Source organism: Pedobacter sp. 05T44 (genome assembly GCF_056395985.1).
Genome location: NZ_JBFTKO010000011.1, coordinates 156788 through 177485, shown reverse-complemented (window position 1 = coordinate 177485; position 20698 = coordinate 156788). Strand labels below are relative to the sequence as shown.

Below are 20698 nucleotides of genomic sequence, written 5' to 3'. Positions count from 1 at the left end.
TAATGAGCAGCAGCATATCGCGGAAGTCTTGGGGTAACTTTAAAAATAAAGACATCTATCTCTTTAAAATAGAGAATAAAACCGGTGCCTTTGTGGAACTAACAAATTATGGTGCTACAGTTGTTTCAATTGTAGTGCCAGATAAAAACAATGGGTTAGGCAATGTTATCCTGGGGTTTCCTGAGTTGCAGGGTTATCTGGAAGATATTTGTTATGTAGGTTCAACGGTAGGGCGGTTTGCCAATAGAATTGCACGAGCAAGCTTTAATCTGGATGGCATTGATTATCAGCTCGAGGCAAATAGCAACGGCAATTCTAATCACAGCGCGTCAGCTGGTGTTAATAGTAAAGTTTTTGATTATATTGTAGATGATGACAGATTAATTTTCAAGATATTAAGTAGAGATGGAGAAGGAGGTTTCCCTGGTAATCTTACTTTGGAAGTCTGTTATCAATGGACAAGTGATAATGCGCTTTTAATAACATATACTGCAATAACCGACAGGAAAACCATAGTCAATATTACAAACCATTGTTATTTTAACTTGTCGGCCATTGCAGATCGAAATTTCCTAAATCACCGCCTTAAGATCAATGCGAAAAGTATGCTGGAATCAGCGGCCGATTATATCCCAACAGGTAGGCTTGTAAGAACAAACGGTAGCGAGCTAAACGATCTAAAGGGAATAAATACCTATTATGTATTAGATAAAAACGGTGCCGCTGCCACTTTGGTTGATCCGGAATCCGGACGCGTATTAGATGTATACACCAGTTACCCCGGACTCATGCTTTATACCGGAGACTACCTTGAAAGCAGATGTAATGGACATTTAGGTGAGCCATACAAACCATTAGATGGTATCTGCTTAGAATGTCAATTTTATCCCGATAGTCCAAATCACCCAAGCTTTCCCTCAACAATACTTGAGCCTGATCATTTATATCAGGAAAGTATAACCTATAAATTCAGCACACAAACTTAGCATATGAAACTAAACCCGGTTCTGGCAACCCTTCTCTTAATTTTTTGCTTGTCAGCAGAACTAATTGCCAAAGACAAAAGGTTCCAATTAAACTCTCCAAATAATACACTAAAAGTAAAAGTGAGTATGGGTGATAGCATCACTTATTCCATATCATTTAAAAACAAAACAGTAATTCTTCCCTCAGCAATTGCAATGGTGCTTCAAAACAAAGTGCTTGGCAAAACTACACAAGTGAATAACATAAGGGTTATAAAGAATAAAGAATTCAATGAGTTATCCGTTTTATTTTCTGATCAGAACTACTCCTTAATTTTCAGAGCTTATAATGAAGGGGTTGCCTATCGTTTTGTTACCAGTTTTAAGGACTCTATACAGGTAGTAGCAGAAAAGGCCGATTTTAATATCAATGGAAAACCAGCAGCGATACTTCAGGAAACTGACAATTATACCAGCTGGGAAGGACCGTACATTAAATATCCCTCAATTGCGGAAATATCAAATGGTAAACGTGCCACAACTCCAGCACTTTTTGATGATAAAAGTAATGGAATAAAAGTAGTTATTGCAGAGTCTGATTTATTTGGTTATCCGGGCATGTATATTAAGAAACAAGGAGATCAGTATATCGGCGATTGGGCAAAATTCCCAACGAAGACCGTAATGGGTAGTTGGGGTGATTTTGTTTCTGTAGTAAAAGAAAGGGGTGATTATCTTGCTAAAACCGATGGAAGCAGATCTTTTCCATGGCGGGTGATTATCGCAACCGACAATGACAAAGACTTACTGAATAATCATTTGGTAACCAAGCTTGCGCGTCCTTCAGAAATTAAAGATACCAGCTGGATCAAATCAGGAAAAGCTGCATGGGAATGGTGGCACGATGCTATGCTCCCTGGTGCAAGCATTCCATCAGGAATGGCGAACAGAAATACCGATCTATATAATTATTATGTTGACTTTGCTGCTGCAAATAAACTCGAATACATGATGATAGATGCAGGGTGGTCTAACAACTATGACCTTACAAAGGTTAATCCTAAATTAGATGTTCAAGGTGTAATAAAAAGAGCCCGGGAAAAGAAAGTCGGAGTATTTTTATGGTGCGTTGCCTCTACTTTGTTAAAAGATCTCAATAAAAATCTGGATTTCCTGAATTCTATAGGCGCTGCCGGCATCAAAGTCGATTTCTTTGATCGTGATGATCAGGAGGCTATCCAATGGATCGAACTCATTGCTAAAGAAGCGGCAAAACGAAAGCTGATGATAGATTTTCACGGATGCAGCAAGCCAACGGGCTTGGAAAAAACATACCCAAATATTGTTAACTATGAGGCTGTGAGAGGAGCAGAGTCTGACAAGTGGGACAATACCATAGATCCAGATCATCACTTGATCATTCCATTTGTAAGGATGCTTGCCGGTCCATTTGATTACACTCCAGGTGCAATGCGGAATAAAACTAAGGCAGAGTTTAAACCTATTGATCCAGGATTACCATCAGGACAGGGAACCCGCTGCCATGAACTTGCAATGTATGTTATCTATGATCAGCCACTGGGGATGCTCGCTGATTCTCCAACTGAATATGAAAAAGCTCCTGATATTATGAAATATCTTTCAGCCGTGCCAACAGTTGCTGATGAAACAAAGGTAATAGATGCTAAACTAGCAGAATATGCGGTAATGGCTAAAAGAAAAGGAGACAACTGGTATGTAGGTGCAATGACCAACTGGACCCCAAGAAATCTTAAACTAAACTTCAGCTTTTTAAAACCAGGTGTAAGTTATACCGCTCAAATTTATACAGACACTAAAGATTCAAATGTTAATGCTACACAGTATGAACTTAAAACAATTAGTGTAAACAGCAACACCACGATAGACCTTAAACTTTCTTCGGGCGGAGGTGCTGCAATAATGATAGAAAAGTCCATCTTTAAGAAATAATAATCTATTTGACCAAGAGAATAAAACCAGCAATTTTAACCTACCAAATAATTAACCTAAATGAGCATAGAGAAAATAAGTTTTAATCATAAGTACATCATCGGAATCTCCTTTATTTCTGCCTTGGGTGGTTACCTCTTTGGGTTCGACTTTGCTGTAATATCAGGCGCATTGCCTTTTTTAAGAACTCAATTCATGTTGGATGCATGGTGGGAAGGCTTTTTAACCGGATCGCTGGCACTAGGATGCATTGCCGGATGCCTGGTTGCGGGAAACATTGCCGATCGTTACGGGCGTAAACCGGGACTTATGATAGCAGCACTTATCTTTGCGCTCTCATCAATAGGCATCGCTTTTTCATCAACTTTAACACTGTTTGTAGTGATGCGTTTTATGGCCGGAATAGGAGTGGGTATGGCGTCTATGTTGTGCCCTATGTATATCGCAGAAATTTCACCAGCTAAGGTAAGGKGCCGAAATGTAGCCATTAACCAGTTAACGGTAGTAATAGGAATCCTGATCACTAATCTTGTAAATTATTTCCTGGCCGATGCAGGGTCTGACGCATGGCGCTGGATGTTTGGTTTAGGAGTAGTTCCTTCACTTATATTTTTAATAGGAGTCTTATGGCTGCCAGAAAGCCCAAGATGGCTTGTAAAAGCAGGTCAGCAGGCAAAAGCAAAAGAGGTATTACTCAAACTTGGTTCCGAATCATTTGTAAATTCAACATTCGCCGATATAGAGAAATCACTTGTCGGGATTAAGAAACAATCTTACAAGGCGGTGTTTGAAAAGAGTGTACGCCCGGCTGTAATAGTAGGTATTATACTGGCTGTTTTTCAACAACTATGTGGCATAAATGTAGTGTTCAATTATACCTCTACGATATTTGAATCTGTTGGTGCAAACCTGGACAGGCAGCTGTTTGAAACAGTAGCAATAGGAGCAGTAAACCTAATTTTTACGCTACTGGCCATGTGGCAGGTAGATAAGCTGGGTAGAAAACCACTTATGCTTATCGGCTCACTGGGATTGTCGATAGTGTACATYGTGCTGGCGTTTCTGCTGCAGAACCAATTCCCTGCAGGTCTGATTTCCATTTTTGTACTACTTGCCATCAGTATGTATGCTATTTCATTAGCCCCGGTAACATGGGTGCTGATCTCTGAAATTTTTCCTAATAAAATACGTGGAGCTGCATCTTCTGTGGCAATTATTTCCTTATGGGGTGCTTATTTTATCCTCGTTTTCACTTTTCCAATCCTAGCCAAAAAGCTAGGCACCTTCGGGCCTTTTTATTTATATGCAGGGGTATGCTTTTTAGGCTTTCTGTTTATTAAAATCAGGGTTAAAGAAACAAAAGGACAAACACTGGAAGAACTTGAAGATAATTTTGTAAGACACTAACGAGCGCCTAAACAACCCAAATAAAACTAAAGCATTTAAAATATTATTATAATGAAAAGCATGAGCGTAAACGTCTGGGAAGAGCAGGTTACCATACCTACCTATGGCATCGGTAAGCCCAATAAAAACCCTATGTTCTTTGAAAAGAGGATTTATCAGGGAAGCAGCGGCGTTGTTTATCCTAATCCTGTTGTAGAGAAAATACTGGACGAAAAGATCGACAAACAATATACAGGGTTATTTCTGGAAAATGACTATATCAAAATGATGATTCTGCCTGAGTTAGGCGGACGCATTCAGATGGCATATGACAAGATAAAGAAAAGACATTTTATTTACTATAATCAGGTAATTAAACCTGCATTAGTGGGTTTAACAGGCCCTTGGATTTCAGGAGGTATAGAATTTAACTGGCCTCAGCATCACAGACCAACCACCTTTAATGCTATTGATTATAAGCTCGAAGAAAATAGTGATGGCAGTAAAACTGTTTGGGTTAATGAGGTTGAGCAGATGTTTCATACCAAGGGAATGGCTGGTTTTACCCTTCACCCAGATAAAGCATATATTGAAATTAAAGCTAAGCTGTTAAACAGATCAGAGCTACCACAAACCTTTTTATGGTGGGCAAATCCGGCTGTAAAGGTAAATGATCATTACCAATCTGTTTTTCCTCCTGATGTAAATGCCGTTTTTGATCATGGAAAACGAGATGTCTCTACCTTCCCAATTGCTACTGGTACCTATTACAAAGTTGATTACTCACCAGGAACTGATATATCAATGTATAAKAATATTCCAGTTCCGACCTCTTATATGGCCATCAATTCTGATTATGATTTTGTAGGAGGATATGAACATGATACCGAGGCGGGTTTACTTCATGTTGCGAATCATCATGTTTCACCGGGCAAAAAACAATGGACCTGGGGGCATAGCGACTTTGGTGTGGCTTGGGATAGAAACCTGACGGATGAAGACGGTCCTTATATTGAGTTAATGACGGGTATGTTTACTGATAATCAGCCTGATTTCACCTGGTTGATGCCAAATGAGGAAAAGTCTTTCACACAATATTTTATGCCTTACCGATCATTGGGCGTAGTTAAGAATGCAAGCAAAGATATTCTACTGGCTATTAGTAAAATAGATAAAAAAGTTGAACTTAAAATTTATGTAACATCTGTACAAAACAACTTATCGATTAAGCTGACCAATGGCAATAAAACTTATTTTGAAGAGCTAGCAAGTATTACACCTAAGGAGGTTTATGTTAAAGAGATAGCCATAGGAACAGATTTTAATGAGAATGAGCTATTGCTTGTTATTAATAGTGCTAAAGGGCGCGAACTATTGAGATATGAGCCTTCAAAGAATAGAATTAATGATATCCCTGAACCAGCAAAACCTGCGTTATCTCCTGAAKAGATCAAAAGTAATGAACAATTATTTTTAACAGGGCAGCATCTGGAACAGTATAGACACGCAACTTATAGTCCTGTGCCATACTATGAAAAGGCCCTGGAAAGAGAGCCAGGAGATATAAGAAATAACAATGCATTAGGCCTTTGGTATTTGAGACGAGGACAATTTGAAAAGAGTGAGTCTTATTTTCGCAAATCTATAGAAACCAGTGTCCAAAGGAATCCGAATCCTTATGATTGTGAAGCATATTATAACCTTGGCTTATCTCTTAAATTCCAAGATAAACAAGAAGAAGCATATAAAGTATTCTACAAATCTACATGGAATAAGGCTTACAAAGATAGCGGTTATTTCTCAGTAGCACAGATTGATATGATCAATGGAGATTACGAACTTTCTTTGGATCACATTAATCACTCGATAGATAACAACGCCAATAACAGTAAAGCTTATGTTGTAAAATCTGCGGCTTACAGAAAGCTGCGTCAGGCAGATCAATCAATTCGCACCACGGATCTGGCTCTGGAAAAAGACGCATTTAATTTAGGCGCATTGTTTGAGAAAGTATGTGTTTACAGATCATTGAACGATGCGTTAAATGAAGAAAAATATTTGAAGGAACTAGTTACACTAGCCAGGGGATATGAACAGAACTTTATTGAATATGCTATAGATTATGCAGAATCTGGTCTATTCTCCGAAGCAATTGATTTACTTACATATGCCATCAAAGGAAAAGAGACAAATCCATTAGTTTATTATTACCTGGGATATTTCCACCATAAACTGGCTCAGACTGAGCTTGCAAGTAATTATTTTCAAACGGCCGCTGAAGCAGATTCTTACTTATGTTTTCCTAATAGGCTACAGKAAATAAAAGTTCTAAGAGCTGCCATGCAGTTAAATCCTGATGACTCAAAAGCGCCTTACTATCTTGGTAATTTATTCTACGACAAACGACAGTATGATGAGGCAATTGCCTACTGGGAGACTTCAGCTAAATTAAATGGAGATTTTCCGACTGTGTTAAGAAATCTTGGTATTGCTTATTTCAATAAACAAAATGATCAGGATAAGGCTTTAGCCTGTTTCGAAAAGGCGTTTGAATTGGATCCTCTGGATGATCGTTTATGTATGGAGCTGCATCAACTCTACAAGAGATTAAATAGAAGTCCTAATGAACGCTTAGGCTTTCTGGAAAAGAATTTGGACACCGCATTACAAAGAGATGATGTATATCTGGATTTGATATCAATATATAATTTCCTTGGCGAGAACGAGAAAGCTCTTCAATTGCTGATGCAACACAAGTTCCATCCCTGGGAGGGCGGAGAGGGTAAAGCTTCAGGTCAATACGTATGCAGCCTTATTGAGCTTGCCAAAGAAAAAATACAGAACGAATCGTATCAAGAGGCCATCTCATTACTAAATGACGCACAAACTTATCCGCATAATCTGGGTGAGGGAAAGTTATATGGAGCTCAGGAGAATGACATATTCTACTGGCTGGGTTGTGCATACAAAGGATTAAATGACGAAGAGAACTCAAAGAAATATTTTAACATCGCAACAAAGGGACTTGACGAACCATCAGCAGCCATGTTTTACAACGATCAGCAACCTGACAAAATATTTTATCAGGGACTGGCCTGGAAGAAACTTGGAAATGTAGAGAAGGCTGAACAGATATTTAATAAACTAATAGGCTATGGTAACCAGCACATTAATGATCAGGTTAAGATTGATTACTTTGCTGTGTCATTGCCAAACTTATTAATATTTGAAGATGATCTTGACATTAGAAATAAAGTTCATTGCTATTTTTTGCAAGGTTTAGGCTATCTTGGCCTTGCAAAATTTGAAAATGCCACTGATGCACTATTTAAAGCCCTTGAACTTGATGCAGAACATCTGGGAGCAAGGCTTCATTTAGATATGGTTAAACAAGATTTTAATTATACAACGTAATACCAAATATATTTTTTAACATGAGATTTAAGACACACTCAATTCCAGCCTATGCATCATTTGYTATGCTTTCTGCAAGTATAATGCTAAACACCGGTAAGCTAGTTGCACAAACCATTATACCCATAGAAACGCAAAATAATGCTTTGATATTACAGGCAGATACGAATAAAGATCTGGGAACAGTTTATTTTGGAAAGAAATTATCTAATACCAGTGAATATGGTGAGGTGTCTGGTGTGTTTAAGCAAACTCCTGATTATACTGGAATGCTTAATTCAGCCTATACTGCTTCAGGTTCACGAAACTTATTAGAGCCTGCTATAACCGTAACACATGCAGATGGCAACAACTCATTGGATTTAAAGTATGTTAGTCATGATTTAAAGAAGGTAAATGATGATGTTTCACTATTAAGCATAGTTTTGAAAGATCCAGCCTATAATTTTACAGTTACGCTTTATTATAAAACATACTATAAAGAAGATGTTGTAGAGCAATGGTCGTCCATTAAACACAATGAAAAAGGCAATGTAACACTTCATAAGTATGCCTCAGCTAATCTTCACATAAAAAGTGCAGGTTATTATTTGAATCAATACCATGGCGACTGGGCCAAAGAGATGCAGTCGGAAGAATCAAAACTTACCCATGGCATAAAGACACTTGACACTAAATTAGGTACAAGAGCTAATCTTTTTCAGCCATCTGTATTTATGGTATCTCTAAATAAGCCGGCAACAGAAGATGAAGGTACAGTGCTATTTGGTGCTTTAGAATATAGCGGCAACTTCCGTACTGATCTGGAAGTTGATTATCAGGATAACCTACGCATTATATCAGGTATAAACAATTACGCTTCTCCGTATACACTTAAACCAAATGAAGAATTTGTTACTCCTGTATTTCTGTATACCTTGTCTACGCAAGGTAAGGGTGTAGCGAGCAGAAATCTTCAAAGCTGGGCAAGAAACTACAAACTTCTGGATGGTAAGGGTACCAGATTAACCTTGCTTAACAACTGGGAGGCAACTTATTTTGATTTCAATGAAAGCAAACTTGCAGGACTTTTAAAGGATACTAAGAAACTAGGTGTAGACTTATTTTTATTAGATGATGGATGGTTTGCAAATAAATACCCTCGTAATGGTGATGTTGCAGGTCTTGGTGACTGGGAAGAAAACAAAGAGAAATTACCTAACGGAATCTCATCGTTAGTTAAGGAAGCTCAGAATAACAGCGTGAAATTTGGTATCTGGATAGAACCTGAAATGGTGAATCCTAAAAGTCAATTGTATGAAAAACATCCTGATTGGGTAATCAAGCAACCTAAGAGAGATGAGTATTATTTTAGAAACCAATTGGTGCTTGATTTAACTAATCCTAAAGTTCAAGACTTTGTATATGGTGTGGTTGATGATCTATTCACTAAAAATCCGGATCTAGCCTACATTAAATGGGATTGTAATGCGGTTATTTACAATGCACACTCTGCTACTCTTAAAAATCAATCGCACTTTTACATTGAATATGTACGTGGATTATATAAAGTATTAGAAAGAATAAGAGCTAAGTATCCTAAAGTTCCAATGATGCTTTGCTCTGGCGGTGGCGGCAGGGTAGATTATGCTGCATTGCAATATTTTACAGAGTTTTGGCCTAGTGACAATACAGATCCACTTGAACGTATTTTTATGCAGTGGGAATATTCTTATTTCTACCCTGCAATAGCAAGTTCTAATCATGTGACCGACTGGGGTAAACAACCAATTAAGTTCCGTACTGATGTGGCCATGATGGGTAAATTAGGATTTGACATCGTGGTTAGTCATTTAAAAGAGAATGACCTTAAATACTGTCAGGATGCAATTAAAACTTATAATGAAATAAAGCATATCATCTGGCAGGGTAATCAATACCGCTTATCTAACCCAAAAGAATCTAGCGTAGCTTCAATGCTGTATATGGACGAAAACAAATCTTCCGGGGTGATCTTTAACTATCTTGTAAACTACAGGTATGGAGTAAACAGTAGCCTGCCGATTCTATTAAAGGGATTAGATGCTGCCAAGAAATACAAAATTGAAGAGATAAATCTTTATCCAGGTACTACTTCAACTATAAAAGGCGGCAAATCTTACACAGGAGATTTCCTGATGAAAGTTGGATTTAACCCGGATGTGAACTCATCAAGAGCGAGTGTAATATTAAAAATTGAAGAAGTAAAATAGAATAAAACAGATAAGACACAAGATGGATACCAATTTTGATATGAATGAACACCCGCACACGCGGCAAAATATATTAACCGGAGAGTGGGTTTTAGTGTCTCCACACAGAACTAAACGTCCATGGCAGGGAAAGGTAGAATCCCTGCCTGCCGACAACCGACCTCAACACGACCCTGCTTGTTATCTGTGTGCCGGTAACGAAAGGGCAGACGGAAGTAGAAATCCGGATTACACTACCAATTTTGCTTTTACAAACGATTATTCGGCGTTATTGCCGGATACTCCTGTAGGAGAAATTGCTATTGACGGTTTACTTAAAGCTGAAAGCCAGTCGGGAATTTGTAGAGTTATTGCTTTTTCTCCACGTCACGATCTTACACTTGCAGAACTTGATCTGAATGCAATTAAAGGGATTATCCAGTTATGGGCAGAAGAGTTTAAAACTTTAAGTGAAAACCCTTCAATTAAGCACATTCAGATATTCGAGAATAAAGGTGAGTTAATGGGATGCAGTAATCCACATCCCCATGGTCAGATCTGGGCACAGAACAGCATCCCCCTTGAGATCCATAAAGAAACAATAAATCAAAAAAAATATTTCCAGGTAAACGGCAGAAGTTTACTGACAGACTATCTTAAAGTAGAGCTTAAAGAGCAAAAGAGAATAGTATTTGAAAACGATAGTTTTGTAGTACTGGTGCCTTTCTGGGCAGTATGGCCTTACGAAACCATGATTATCAGTAAAAGACATGTAAGAAGTATATTGGAGTTCACCGATAAAGAGCAAAAAGATCTTGCCTCGGCCCTCAAAAATATAACAGTAAGATACGATAATCTTTTCCAGGTTTCTTTCCCTTACTCGGCTGGTATGCACCAAATGCCTGTAAACGACGGTGATCACGCAGAGTGGCATTGGCATATGCACTTTTATCCACCACTCTTACGCTCTGCAACAATTAAAAAGTTTATGGTAGGATACGAAATGCTTGGCAATCCTCAGCGTGATATTACACCGGAAGCAGCTGCAGAAACCTTAAGAAACCTGTCTGACATTCATTATAAAAGCAATAATCTTTCATAGTTAAAAAACAAATGGTTTTTATTAACTTTAAGTAGACGTTTAAAGAAATCTATTAAAGTATTAATGCCATGGAAAAAGAGGAAATCAAATCATTATTAGAGATTATTGACCAACAAGTAAGTTCTTCAATACTGGGTGGAATGGAAGAACAGTATGAAGAACTTGAAGAGTTGGGGTTTATAACAATCAATAGACATAGCGTACAGCATTCAGCCTCAATAACGCCTCTGGGAATGGAATACCTGGATCAGGAGTAGGAGAGAACTTGAATGTTGGCTATCAGAACGTTATCTATGTTTTGGTACGTATTTTGACAGATATCATTACCATTGAAATATTGATCAAAATGAATTAAAAAGTAGTCACTCCCTAAACCTCCTAGCCATGAACACTACTGATTTCAACCACCAGCTTAGTCTAAATCAAAGCGCTCTAGAAACTTTTGCCTTTAAGTTTACCCAGGACTATGAGGATGCCAATGATCTGGTTCAGGATACTTTGTTGAAGGCAATGCGCTATTCCAGAAAATTCAGGGATGGCACAAATTTTCGTGGATGGTTATATACCATCATGAAAAACACTTTTATCAATAGCTATAGAAGGGGAGTTAAGACCAGATCATTCATTACTACGCACGAAGAAATCCCTGTGTCGCAATTACAGAATAGTGCTACCGGGAATTCAGGGGAAAATAAATTTATGCTTGAAGACATTCATAATGCAATGAAGAAACTTCAACCTGAATATTTAACCCCGTTCATTAAGTATTTTGAAGGCTTTAAATATCATGAAATCTCTGAAATGCTGCACGTACCAATAGGAACAGTAAAAACAAGGATACATATGGCAAGGGGAATCTTAAAAAAGAACCTTAAAATGTACACAGATGAGTTTGCAGCTAAAGCTTAATATTTTTACGGATTCTTCTCTAAGTAGTTATCAATAGCCTTTTCCAGATCTTCATATCCTTCAGGAGGGAAACACCTTGATCCCGGGTGCTCTATGGTCCATTTTCCATTAGCCCGACTGAGCACAATAGGGTCTGGTTCGCCTGTAACCAATTCTACTTTAAATCTCAGGCAGTTATCGGATGAAGTTACAAGGACATCCAGTTCCATGCTCGCTTTCCTGAATCTAACTGGAAATGTTCTCATACATTGTATCCTCCTATTGTTTAATTACACCTTTACTAATCATATCATCGAATAATCTTTTATTGAAGTCTGTAGCAAGGGCCTGGGGACTGGAAGGATCCGATGATTTAGTCTGCACGGAATAAATAAGTTTATCGGTATTCAAGCTATAGAAATTCGCTTCAAGTATGAACTTGTTGGTTACCGTATAATATCCGGGTTCATAAACCCTGGCATACATCGTATGATAGTAGCCCCAGAAACGATAGGTTCTTGGCCAGATGCTTACCGAACCAGGGTTGTAATTCTTTTCTTTCGTTTTATCTAATAAGGCAATTGTAAAAGTGCCATCATACCCTTTGTTTTTTATTTTCTTAAGCGCCTGAGATTCACTTAGACCCTCAAAAGCCTTTGGGCCATACTCGGCCAGTGCCGAGCCTGCATTAATGCCATGGGCCTTAAGATTCTGTACGGTTACGTTCTCTACATTTTCTTTAAGGCTTCTGTCTTTCGCGCCCATTAATCCAATCACCAGCACTTTATTAGATTTTTCTATTGTCCCCTGAGGATCAGCCCAGGATGAAATGATCTTCGTACTATTGCAAGCATTTAACAAAATGGCAAATAGAAGAACCATCCCTATTGCACTGGGCAACAATAATTTTTTCATGTTTTATAAGTTTTTATACACTTATAACAATCCATAACCCATTTGGTTGTAACATTTTAGCGTAAAATTTTGGTGATTTAATTTGTATCAATCAGTAGGATGAATGAGTAGGCCCTTTTACTGCTTCCTGCTCAATTCATCCCTTAATAAAATTAAAGTTTAACAATTACACCACATCCAACTCTAGGTCCGGAATTGCCTGTAGGTTGGGTAGTATAGTCATCGGTACCTCCATGAACTATTATCCCTCTGTCAATGATGTTTTTGATATCGTTTTCTTCAATGCTCCACCTGTCAGTAGTAACTGAAATTGAACCGTGACCCTTGCTGTCTAGTTGAATATTCCCGATGTCACCAGAGTGATATGCAGCAGATCCCCATTTACCATGTGCCTCGTTTGTAGGGTTCCAGTGTCCATGCGTATTATTTCCCATGTCGCCACAATCTCCATGCTCATGAAAATGAACAGCTACAGTACTGTCGGCCCTTGCCGGAAAATTAAGTTCCAAATCCATTCTCATCTTCCCGTCTTTTAATTGATAGAATTTTGCCAATCCAATGTCTTTGGCATCAGCTGTTGTTGCAAGTTTTGCCTGTGCTACTTCAACTTCTGCGGTAGGAGAGCAAGAAGTAAATAATGCCACTATTGCTATAATGGCGATGGTTAAATAATTTTTCATATCCTTATATATATTGGTAATTACTATTTAGAACAAAAGCCATCACTTTAAGTTTTATAGAATTTGTGTTTGGTTGGCAGAATAGAATAAATTGGAGCAACTTTTGATATGAGTGTGCGTACTTGCTAAATTAAAATAGAGTATTATATTTAAAAACTTAAGTAAAAAGGAGATTACATACAGATGAGAAAATACCTGATAATTTTATTGTTATGCTTTACATCCACAGCATTTGCACAGGAAAAATATTGGCAACAGCATGTGAATTATAATATAGATGTTGCTCTTAATGATCAAGATAAGTCTTTAAAAGGCTTTGAAACTATAGTATATAAAAACAATTCCCCATCTGAGCTTGACTTTATCTGGTTTCATATTTGGCCAAATGCCTATAAACAGGAATCTACGGCGTTGTTTCAGCAGATAAAGAATGACACTTCCCGTGTTAAAAAGTTAGATAAATACACGCATGGCAGTATCGAAGGCCTGAATTTTAAAGTAAACGGTAAAACGGCGGAAACCGAGGCCCATCCTAATCCTCAATATATCGATGTAATTAAGTTAAAACTAAAGTCGCCCTTAAAGCCTGGTGATTCAGTTACAATTACAATTGATTTTAAAGTAAAATTACCTTCTTATTTTTCCAGATCCGGTTTTGCTGATGGCGAGTTTATGGTTTGCCAATGGTATCCTAAGCCTGCCGTGTTTGATAAAAATGGCTGGCACGAGTTTCCTTACCTTGATATGGGTGAATTCTACAGCGACTATGCCACGTTTAAAGTAAATATAACTGTACCATCTGACTACGTTGTAGGCGCAACAGGAGTATTACAGAATTCAGATGAACTCGCATTGTATAAAAGTATTGGGGCCAAAAACGTTGCCAATAGAACAGCCCCCCCAGTAGTTTACAAACCTATAAACAAAAACGCTACCAAGAAGCTGACCTATAAAATCGACAGTGTTCCAGACTTCGCCTGGTTTGCTGATAAGGATTTCGTAATACAATACGATACTGTTAAACTTGCATCAGGTAAAGTAATTGATGCTTTTAACTACTACCACAATAAAAAGGAAACACTATGGAGTAACAGTATTGATTATACAAAAGATGCCGTAAGGAAATATAGTAATTGGGTTGGCGAATATGAGTATCCGGTTGTACAGGTAGTAGAGGGGCCGGCAAACAACTCAAGCGGGGGTATGGAATATCCTACCATTACTTTAATTACGAGTCCCGATGCTAAAAAGGAGTCGTTAGACGGTGTTATTGCACATGAGATTGGCCACAATTGGTTTATGAGTATGCTTGGTAGTAATGAAAGACAACATACATGGTTGGACGAGGGCCTAAACACTTATTTCCAATTCAGATACGAGGCTGAAAAATACAGAGCCAACTCCATATTTGGTGATGCTATTCCCGCAGATGTTAAGGCTTTACCTGAAAAGGAATTTCTAGATCGTACTTATGGTGCAATGGCCAGTATCCCAATGAAATCGGCTATTGAAACACCTTCAGATAAATTTACTTCATCTGATGATTACAGCATGACATCTTACATCAAAACTGCTTTATGGTTGTATATCCTCGAAAACTCTGTTGGAAGAGATAAAATGGATATAGCCTTTAAGCATTATTTTGATAAATGGAAGAATAAACATCCACAACCAGAAGATTTAAAGGCTTCGTTCGAGGAGTCTTTAGGCACGAATCTGGATAAGTATTTCGAACTGCTTAATAAACCGGGATCATTTAGTGAACAACCATAGATGTTTTACCGGACATTTAAGATTATTTACCGACAGTTTTCTATAATACAGCCCCCTTATCATTGATGAACGTTGTTTTTGCAAGTAGTTTTGAAGAAAAAAAAGCTATGGAAACTTTAGATAACAAAACCAGATCAAATCGCCATTTCGGAATGGGTATTTTTTTACTTGTGATTGGCGCTATCTTCTTATTGAGAAACATTGGCCTTAGTATTCCATTCTGGGTGTTGAGCTGGCATACATTCTTTTTGGCTTTTGGATTATTAATAGGCTACAGGAAGAACTTTAAAGCAGGTGGGTGGGTATTTTTTGTGATACTTGGAGGTGTATTTACTTTAAAGGACCTGATATTCTTTGATATTTCACAATATACTACTGCATTGGTTTTAATAGGTGTAGGGCTTTATATGATTTTCAGACCTAAGAAAGATGTTCAGTTTTGTGACTTCGGAAACAGAAAATAATTAAATCTATCATATATTTAAAAGAGGCAGCCGCGGTTGCCTCTTTTTTGTGCTTCTACAATCTATTAATTCAACGCAATCGTTTGATTAGCAGATGTACTTAAGTAATTTGTTTTGATATGAACAGTACCAGATCTGTCATTAGCATTGAAAAAATACCCCGTACTGGCCTTCTCAAATTGTTGCAAATTATTGTAAGCTTTTAACTTTTTGCCATTAACACTAACTTTCTTAGGTGCTTTTGGATTATGTACATCAAGCAAATAAACTCTTTGCTTGTTCTTACCTTCAAAATCTCCTTTGGCAGCATTTATTGTAATTTGTATACCAGTAGTGGCATCAACTTCAATCAATGTTTTTGCGAATGCACCTTTTCTATGATCTCTGGTTAGTCCGTCATCCTCATACATATCAAATTTAGATTTTTGGAACGGATAAATGTCTAACGTTAAGCTGTCAKTTTTTTTCTCTCCATCGTAATCCATTTGAGGATACATTGGTATAATTCCGCCTTGTTTAACAAATAGCGGCAGTTTTTCTAAAGGCGCGGAATAATTGTTCACCCAGGTGTTGCCGGTGTAAGCCTTACCATCCCAATAGTCATACCATGTCCCTTTGGGCAGATAAATACTGTCTCTTTTGGACTCACTTTTATAAACTGGTGCCACTAATAGTGATTCACCGTTCATGAACTGATATTGAGTTTGTTTACCTTTAGTAACCTCATCCTCGGGAAACTCAAGAACCATAGCTCTTGATGCCGGGATACCGGTTTCATAGGCCTCTTCACAAAGCGTGTACATATACGGAGTCATGCGCATCTTTAATTGAAGGTATTTCCTATTGGTAGCAGAATTAACTTCCCCCTGCAGATAAGGCTGCTTGTTCTTTTTGGCCCAACCACTCATAACCATTAAAACAGGAGTGAAGCATTTCCATTGTAAATCTCTTACATAAGTAGAATCACTGCCTCCAAAAATACCATCCACATCGCCCGTTGCCGCATTTTGAGCAGACAATCCGGAACCAATAATAGTCGGAATGTGAAAACGGATATACTCCCAGTTACCACTTTGATCTCCGGACCATACTGTTGAATAGCGCTGTGTACCAGCCCAGCCCATTACACTCCAAATAAAGCCACGGGCATTACTATTGTTCTCTATACCTTCATAAGCAGCCTTACAGCCGTCTAATGCATATTTATAACCCGGACCAACCCACGCAACATCTAATTTTGCTAATCTGGATCCGTATTCTCCAACCTCCTTCGCAATTTTTTCTACCCCGTTTTCTGTCCAAAGTCCAGTGTAAAAGCCTCTTTTCTTTAACTCTGCAATGGTTGAATCCAGCTTGGTATAACCACATCCGTAACCATCATTAGGCAAGATCCATCCGCGAGGCATTTTGTTTTCTATATATTTATCGGCAACCAATTTTATTACATCAGGTGTGGTGCCTGTTGTTCCTGTTCCCTTGTAGTTTTTGCTGTCGTCACCTTTAACACCACGATTATAGCAGTTTGCATCGCCCATGCTTAAAGCCCAACGCGGCATTAAAAATGGGCGTCCGGTGATTTGAGTATAACCGTTAAGTATTTGTTTTAATGAGGGGCCGAAGAAATAAAAACAATCAAAACGGTTTTCATTATGTGTAAAGCTCAGTGTTTCCTTAAATGAGTATTTACCAGCATCAAATGTATTTCTGAACGCTCCATAACCCGCGGTAGACATATAGAATGGGGCAGGATTAGCTCTTCCACCATCATCCCAGCCTCCACCTTTTTCAATCAGAATATCTTTATCTCTGTGAGAAAAATAGCCGTTTTGCATACCTCCGCCATAAAAATATTCGTCATTATGGCGTTTCATCGTTTGTTTTGTTCTTGCACCAAACGACATTGACTCAGATTCCTCCCAGATAGGTTTAGTATCCGTTACATCGTACATCGCAAAGCGTAATGGCTGTTTGTAAACACGAACAACACAATCTTTACTTCTTATTTGGTAATAACTACCCTTGTCGGTTGAATTAACAGCAGGATTTTTAACATCGTAGCTAACTACAATATCATTACCTGCAGGATTGGTAAATTCTCCATCAGCCGCCATCCAGATTCTGAAAATATCATCAGTATAGAATATTACTTTAAAAGCCGAAAACCCAGCCGTAACATTAAACTCATTTCCATTGGCTTTAAAATCAGTGAGGTTTCCAACTTTAGTCTCTTTGGCATTTATCTTTGCTTTTAATGTGTTGTTAGAAAGCTTCTCATCTGCGTCAAACTTTAAACTAAAGTTTAAATTGTGTGTTGCCTTGTCTGTTAAATCAATAGCAGGAAATTTGACAGTGATCTCCTGACCACTTGAAATCGGCTTTTTACTAGCTATAACATCTGCAGAAACTTCTTTTTTTCCGTCAATAGTGCCCACAACTTTAAAGTTTGATCTAATGCTTTCGATACCGCTATTTTTAACTGTAACAGCTAAAACATCGTTTTTAGTGAAGGTATTTTCTTCCTCGTTATGCGACGTTAAGCGCGTTATAGCAAGGTCTTTATTGTAAGCTTCTGCTAACTCAATATCATCCACCATCCAATACCAGCTATAATAACCCTTCCAATAAAATCGGAGATATACCTTTTGCTGCCTGGCAGCCACCTTGGTGATATTTACCTCCTGATTAATAGGAGTAAACATATCCGTTGCTGAAGGCACATTATTAGTTACATTATAGTCGGTCCATTTCTCGCCATCAGTACTTACACCAACATAAAGACCAGCTCCAGTTGCTGCAAATTCGCTATTATACCGGAAGGTATGCTGAAAACGAAGTATTACTGAGGATTTGCCAGAGCAGTTTATAGCTGCTGTCTGCATCCAGGTATCGGGATGCTGTTTTTTTTTAACCCATGATGGTTGATCTTCATCAACAAAATAGCCTGCCTGAAACTGTAAATGATAGCCACGGCTTTTTGAAGCAATAGGAGGTGCTTGCTGCTGATATTGATAGGAGCCAGGGTATGGCTGATTGGTAATTAGCCATGCCAGGTCTTTTTTACTGCTATCAACATTTAACCAGCCATCTGGTAATTTGCCGCTTTTAAAACTTTCTGACCAAAATATTTTTGGATCTGGTGCAGCTTTTTGTGCAAATGACTGTGAGGTAAAGACAGCCATCATGGAAAATAGAATTAACTTTCTCATTTAAAGAATAAGTGATTTTGTTTTGCTAATCTGTTAAATAATATTTTTATATCCCTGCGCAAACGTTTGTTCTAAATATTTACGTTACTAAAGGAGTTTATATGTCAACATTCTGGTAAAAAAAATCAATTACCTTTAATCATACACAACATATAACTATATTAAGCGGGTATTTAACACATGAAAATGATAACAGGAAAGATTCTTAGAAGGGTGTTAGTTCTATCACTTGTATTGTTTAACATTGGTTGCGATCAAGTTACTAAAAGTATTGTACGAAAGCATGTAGATTATAATGAGAACATAAAGATCATTAGTAACAATTTTACCTTAACTAAGGTTGAGAATTCAGGTGCTTTTTTAAGTTCAGGAGAGGCACTACCTGTACCTGTTAAGTTTGTACTGCTTTCTTTATTACCATTGTTTGTATTGGGTTTTGGCATCTATTATATTTTGAGCAAAACCGAATTGGATAGATTATTAATTGTTGGGGTTAGCTTTGTAATCGGCGGTGGTATTGGGAATTTATACGATAGACTATTATACGGATCAGTTACTGACTTTTTGCATATAGATTTTGGAATCTTTCAAACAGGTGTGTTTAATATTGCAGATGTCTCTATCATGATAGGTATGCTAATGATACTAACCCATTTGTATTTTAAAAGAGCCACCCCGGAATTAGCTTAAAAGCTATTTGACAGGTGGCGATATTTTTTTTGCCCTTTCCAAAAAGCTTTGCTCTTCTAGTTTTTGTTCAACCTCAGCAATAGCTTTCATGATATTGTTGCTAGTATTTGTTACATCAGTTAAGGCTAAAACCATTATATCCCATACAGGCTGCATTTGTTCAAGCAGTTTTTTACCTTTTTCAGTTAGTAAAATGAGTCTTTTCCGTTCATCCTGTTTATCTTTTTTGGATCGTATGATCTTTTCTTTTTCCAACTCTTTTAGTAAGCTAATGGTTGAGGGATGGGTATAACCAATTTCAGCTGCAAGTTCAACAACACTTAACACTGGCTTAAAATGCAGTGTATAAATAACAGGAAACCATTTGGGCTCAAAATCTATATGGTGCGCTTTATAAAGAAGAAACCCATCCTTACGAAACTGCTCACTTAAGCGCTGCAGTCTTGTTGATATGGCCAGGATACCTGATTCATTGATTACATTCATGTGCTGATATTTCAAATTGCTTATTAAAGCATTAATTTCTCAAATCTAAGTGATAAAACGTATTGTCGGCCTTCATTCTTGGGAAATAGGATGGAAGCTCCTCCATTTTTATCCTTACAAAACCATTTCGTTCATAAAACCTGCATGCAGCCTTAAGAATGTCTACTGTTCCAAGATATATATCCGCAATGTTGTGCTGCCTGCAATAATCAATAAGTGATTCAAGCAAGTGCTGAGCAATGCTCAATTCCTTACCCCTATAATCTTTTTTCACAAACATTTTTCTGATAACACCGGTATTATGGCCAACATTCATTAAAGCTATGGTACCTACCAGTTCTTCGTTATTTAAGGCACCCCAGAATCCGCCGCCATCTTTATGATAATTTGTTTCTATATCTAAAAGATCTGGTTGACCTTCCAGTGTAATTGACACTCCAAATTCGATCTGTTGGATTGGGAGAATAATATCAATTATTCGTGCACAGTAGTTGTTGTAAATGGGTTCTATTAATATCGAGTTACTCATACATTTTAAATTTATGTTC

Annotated in this window: 17 protein-coding genes; 11 read left to right on the top strand and 6 right to left on the bottom strand. The window is 37.7% G+C overall.

The window, feature by feature from the left end:
• The first annotated feature begins 2 nt into the window (after nucleotides 1–2).
• The 8 genes from AC1DDK_RS17610 to AC1DDK_RS17575 all read left to right on the top strand — a co-directional run bounded on the left by AC1DDK_RS17610 (nucleotide 3) and on the right by AC1DDK_RS17575 (nucleotide 11957).
• Nucleotides 3–986 carry an aldose epimerase family protein gene (locus tag AC1DDK_RS17610; RefSeq protein ID WP_337716089.1) on the top strand — a complete coding sequence of 328 codons (984 nt, stop codon included), beginning with the start codon at nucleotides 3–5 and terminating at the stop codon, nucleotides 984–986.
• A gap of 48 nt (nucleotides 987–1034) precedes the next feature.
• Nucleotides 1035–2936 carry a glycoside hydrolase family 97 protein gene (locus AC1DDK_RS17605; RefSeq protein WP_172662758.1) on the top strand — a complete coding sequence of 634 codons (1902 nt, stop codon included), beginning with the start codon at nucleotides 1035–1037 and terminating at the stop codon, nucleotides 2934–2936.
• 60 nt (nucleotides 2937–2996) lie between these two features.
• Nucleotides 2997–4343 (top strand): sugar porter family MFS transporter, encoded by a 1347-nt coding sequence (locus AC1DDK_RS17600; RefSeq protein WP_477634010.1) that lies wholly within the window; start codon nucleotides 2997–2999, stop codon nucleotides 4341–4343.
• A gap of 51 nt (nucleotides 4344–4394) precedes the next feature.
• Nucleotides 4395–7736 carry a DUF5107 domain-containing protein gene (locus tag AC1DDK_RS17595; protein WP_477634009.1) on the top strand — a complete coding sequence of 1114 codons (3342 nt, stop codon included), beginning with the start codon at nucleotides 4395–4397 and terminating at the stop codon, nucleotides 7734–7736.
• 20 nt (nucleotides 7737–7756) lie between these two features.
• Complete coding sequence (locus tag AC1DDK_RS17590) at nucleotides 7757–9967, top strand: alpha-galactosidase (protein ID WP_477634008.1); 2211 nt, start codon at nucleotides 7757–7759, stop codon at nucleotides 9965–9967.
• Between the two features lie 22 nt (nucleotides 9968–9989).
• Entirely contained in the window at nucleotides 9990–11048 is a 1059-nt protein-coding gene (locus tag AC1DDK_RS17585; protein WP_337716094.1) for a UDP-glucose--hexose-1-phosphate uridylyltransferase, read from the top strand.
• A gap of 68 nt (nucleotides 11049–11116) precedes the next feature.
• Nucleotides 11117–11305, top strand: coding sequence for a hypothetical protein (locus AC1DDK_RS17580; protein ID WP_048905677.1), 189 nt, complete (start codon nucleotides 11117–11119; stop codon nucleotides 11303–11305).
• A 127-nt stretch (nucleotides 11306–11432) separates the two neighbouring features.
• Nucleotides 11433–11957 carry an RNA polymerase sigma factor gene (locus tag AC1DDK_RS17575; protein ID WP_172662762.1) on the top strand — a complete coding sequence of 175 codons (525 nt, stop codon included), beginning with the start codon at nucleotides 11433–11435 and terminating at the stop codon, nucleotides 11955–11957.
• Between the two features lie 5 nt (nucleotides 11958–11962).
• Here AC1DDK_RS17575 and AC1DDK_RS17570 read toward each other — a convergent pair whose 3' ends face one another.
• From AC1DDK_RS17570 to AC1DDK_RS17560, 3 genes are all read right to left on the bottom strand, one after another.
• Complete coding sequence (locus tag AC1DDK_RS17570; protein WP_152542262.1) at nucleotides 11963–12202, bottom strand: hypothetical protein; 240 nt, start codon at nucleotides 12200–12202, stop codon at nucleotides 11963–11965.
• 13 nt (nucleotides 12203–12215) lie between these two features.
• The gene (locus AC1DDK_RS17565; protein ID WP_172662763.1) at nucleotides 12216–12851 is read right to left on the bottom strand and encodes a hypothetical protein; all 636 of its coding nucleotides are present in this window, start codon (nucleotides 12849–12851) and stop codon (nucleotides 12216–12218) included.
• Between the two features lie 152 nt (nucleotides 12852–13003).
• Nucleotides 13004–13531, bottom strand: coding sequence for a superoxide dismutase family protein (locus AC1DDK_RS17560; protein WP_172662764.1), 528 nt, complete (start codon nucleotides 13529–13531; stop codon nucleotides 13004–13006).
• Between the two features lie 183 nt (nucleotides 13532–13714).
• Here AC1DDK_RS17560 and AC1DDK_RS17555 point away from each other — a divergent pair, with 183 nt between their 5' ends.
• A complete protein-coding gene (locus tag AC1DDK_RS17555) occupies nucleotides 13715–15304 on the top strand; it encodes a M1 family metallopeptidase (RefSeq protein ID WP_337716096.1) in 1590 nt (529 codons plus the stop codon).
• Nucleotides 15305–15411: 107 nt separating this feature from the next.
• Complete coding sequence (locus tag AC1DDK_RS17550; protein ID WP_172662766.1) at nucleotides 15412–15768, top strand: LiaF transmembrane domain-containing protein; 357 nt, start codon at nucleotides 15412–15414, stop codon at nucleotides 15766–15768.
• Nucleotides 15769–15833: 65 nt separating this feature from the next.
• Here the strand turns inward: AC1DDK_RS17550 and AC1DDK_RS17545 are convergent, their stop codons facing one another.
• Entirely contained in the window at nucleotides 15834–18974 is a 3141-nt protein-coding gene (locus AC1DDK_RS17545) for a glycoside hydrolase family 31 protein (RefSeq protein ID WP_477634007.1), read from the bottom strand.
• Between the two features lie 180 nt (nucleotides 18975–19154).
• Here AC1DDK_RS17545 and lspA point away from each other — a divergent pair, with 180 nt between their 5' ends.
• A complete protein-coding gene (gene lspA, locus AC1DDK_RS17540; protein WP_337716100.1) occupies nucleotides 19155–19664 on the top strand; it encodes a signal peptidase II in 510 nt (169 codons plus the stop codon).
• A gap of 3 nt (nucleotides 19665–19667) precedes the next feature.
• On the opposite strand, the gene AC1DDK_RS17535 is transcribed toward lspA, so the two are convergent.
• On the bottom strand, nucleotides 19668–20150 hold the full coding sequence (locus tag AC1DDK_RS17535) for a MarR family winged helix-turn-helix transcriptional regulator (RefSeq protein WP_337716102.1): 483 nt from the start codon (nucleotides 20148–20150) through the stop codon (nucleotides 19668–19670).
• Nucleotides 20151–20181: 31 nt separating this feature from the next.
• Nucleotides 20182–20679, bottom strand: coding sequence for a GNAT family N-acetyltransferase (locus AC1DDK_RS17530; RefSeq protein ID WP_288881751.1), 498 nt, complete (start codon nucleotides 20677–20679; stop codon nucleotides 20182–20184).
• Between the last annotated feature and the right edge of the window lie 19 nt (nucleotides 20680–20698).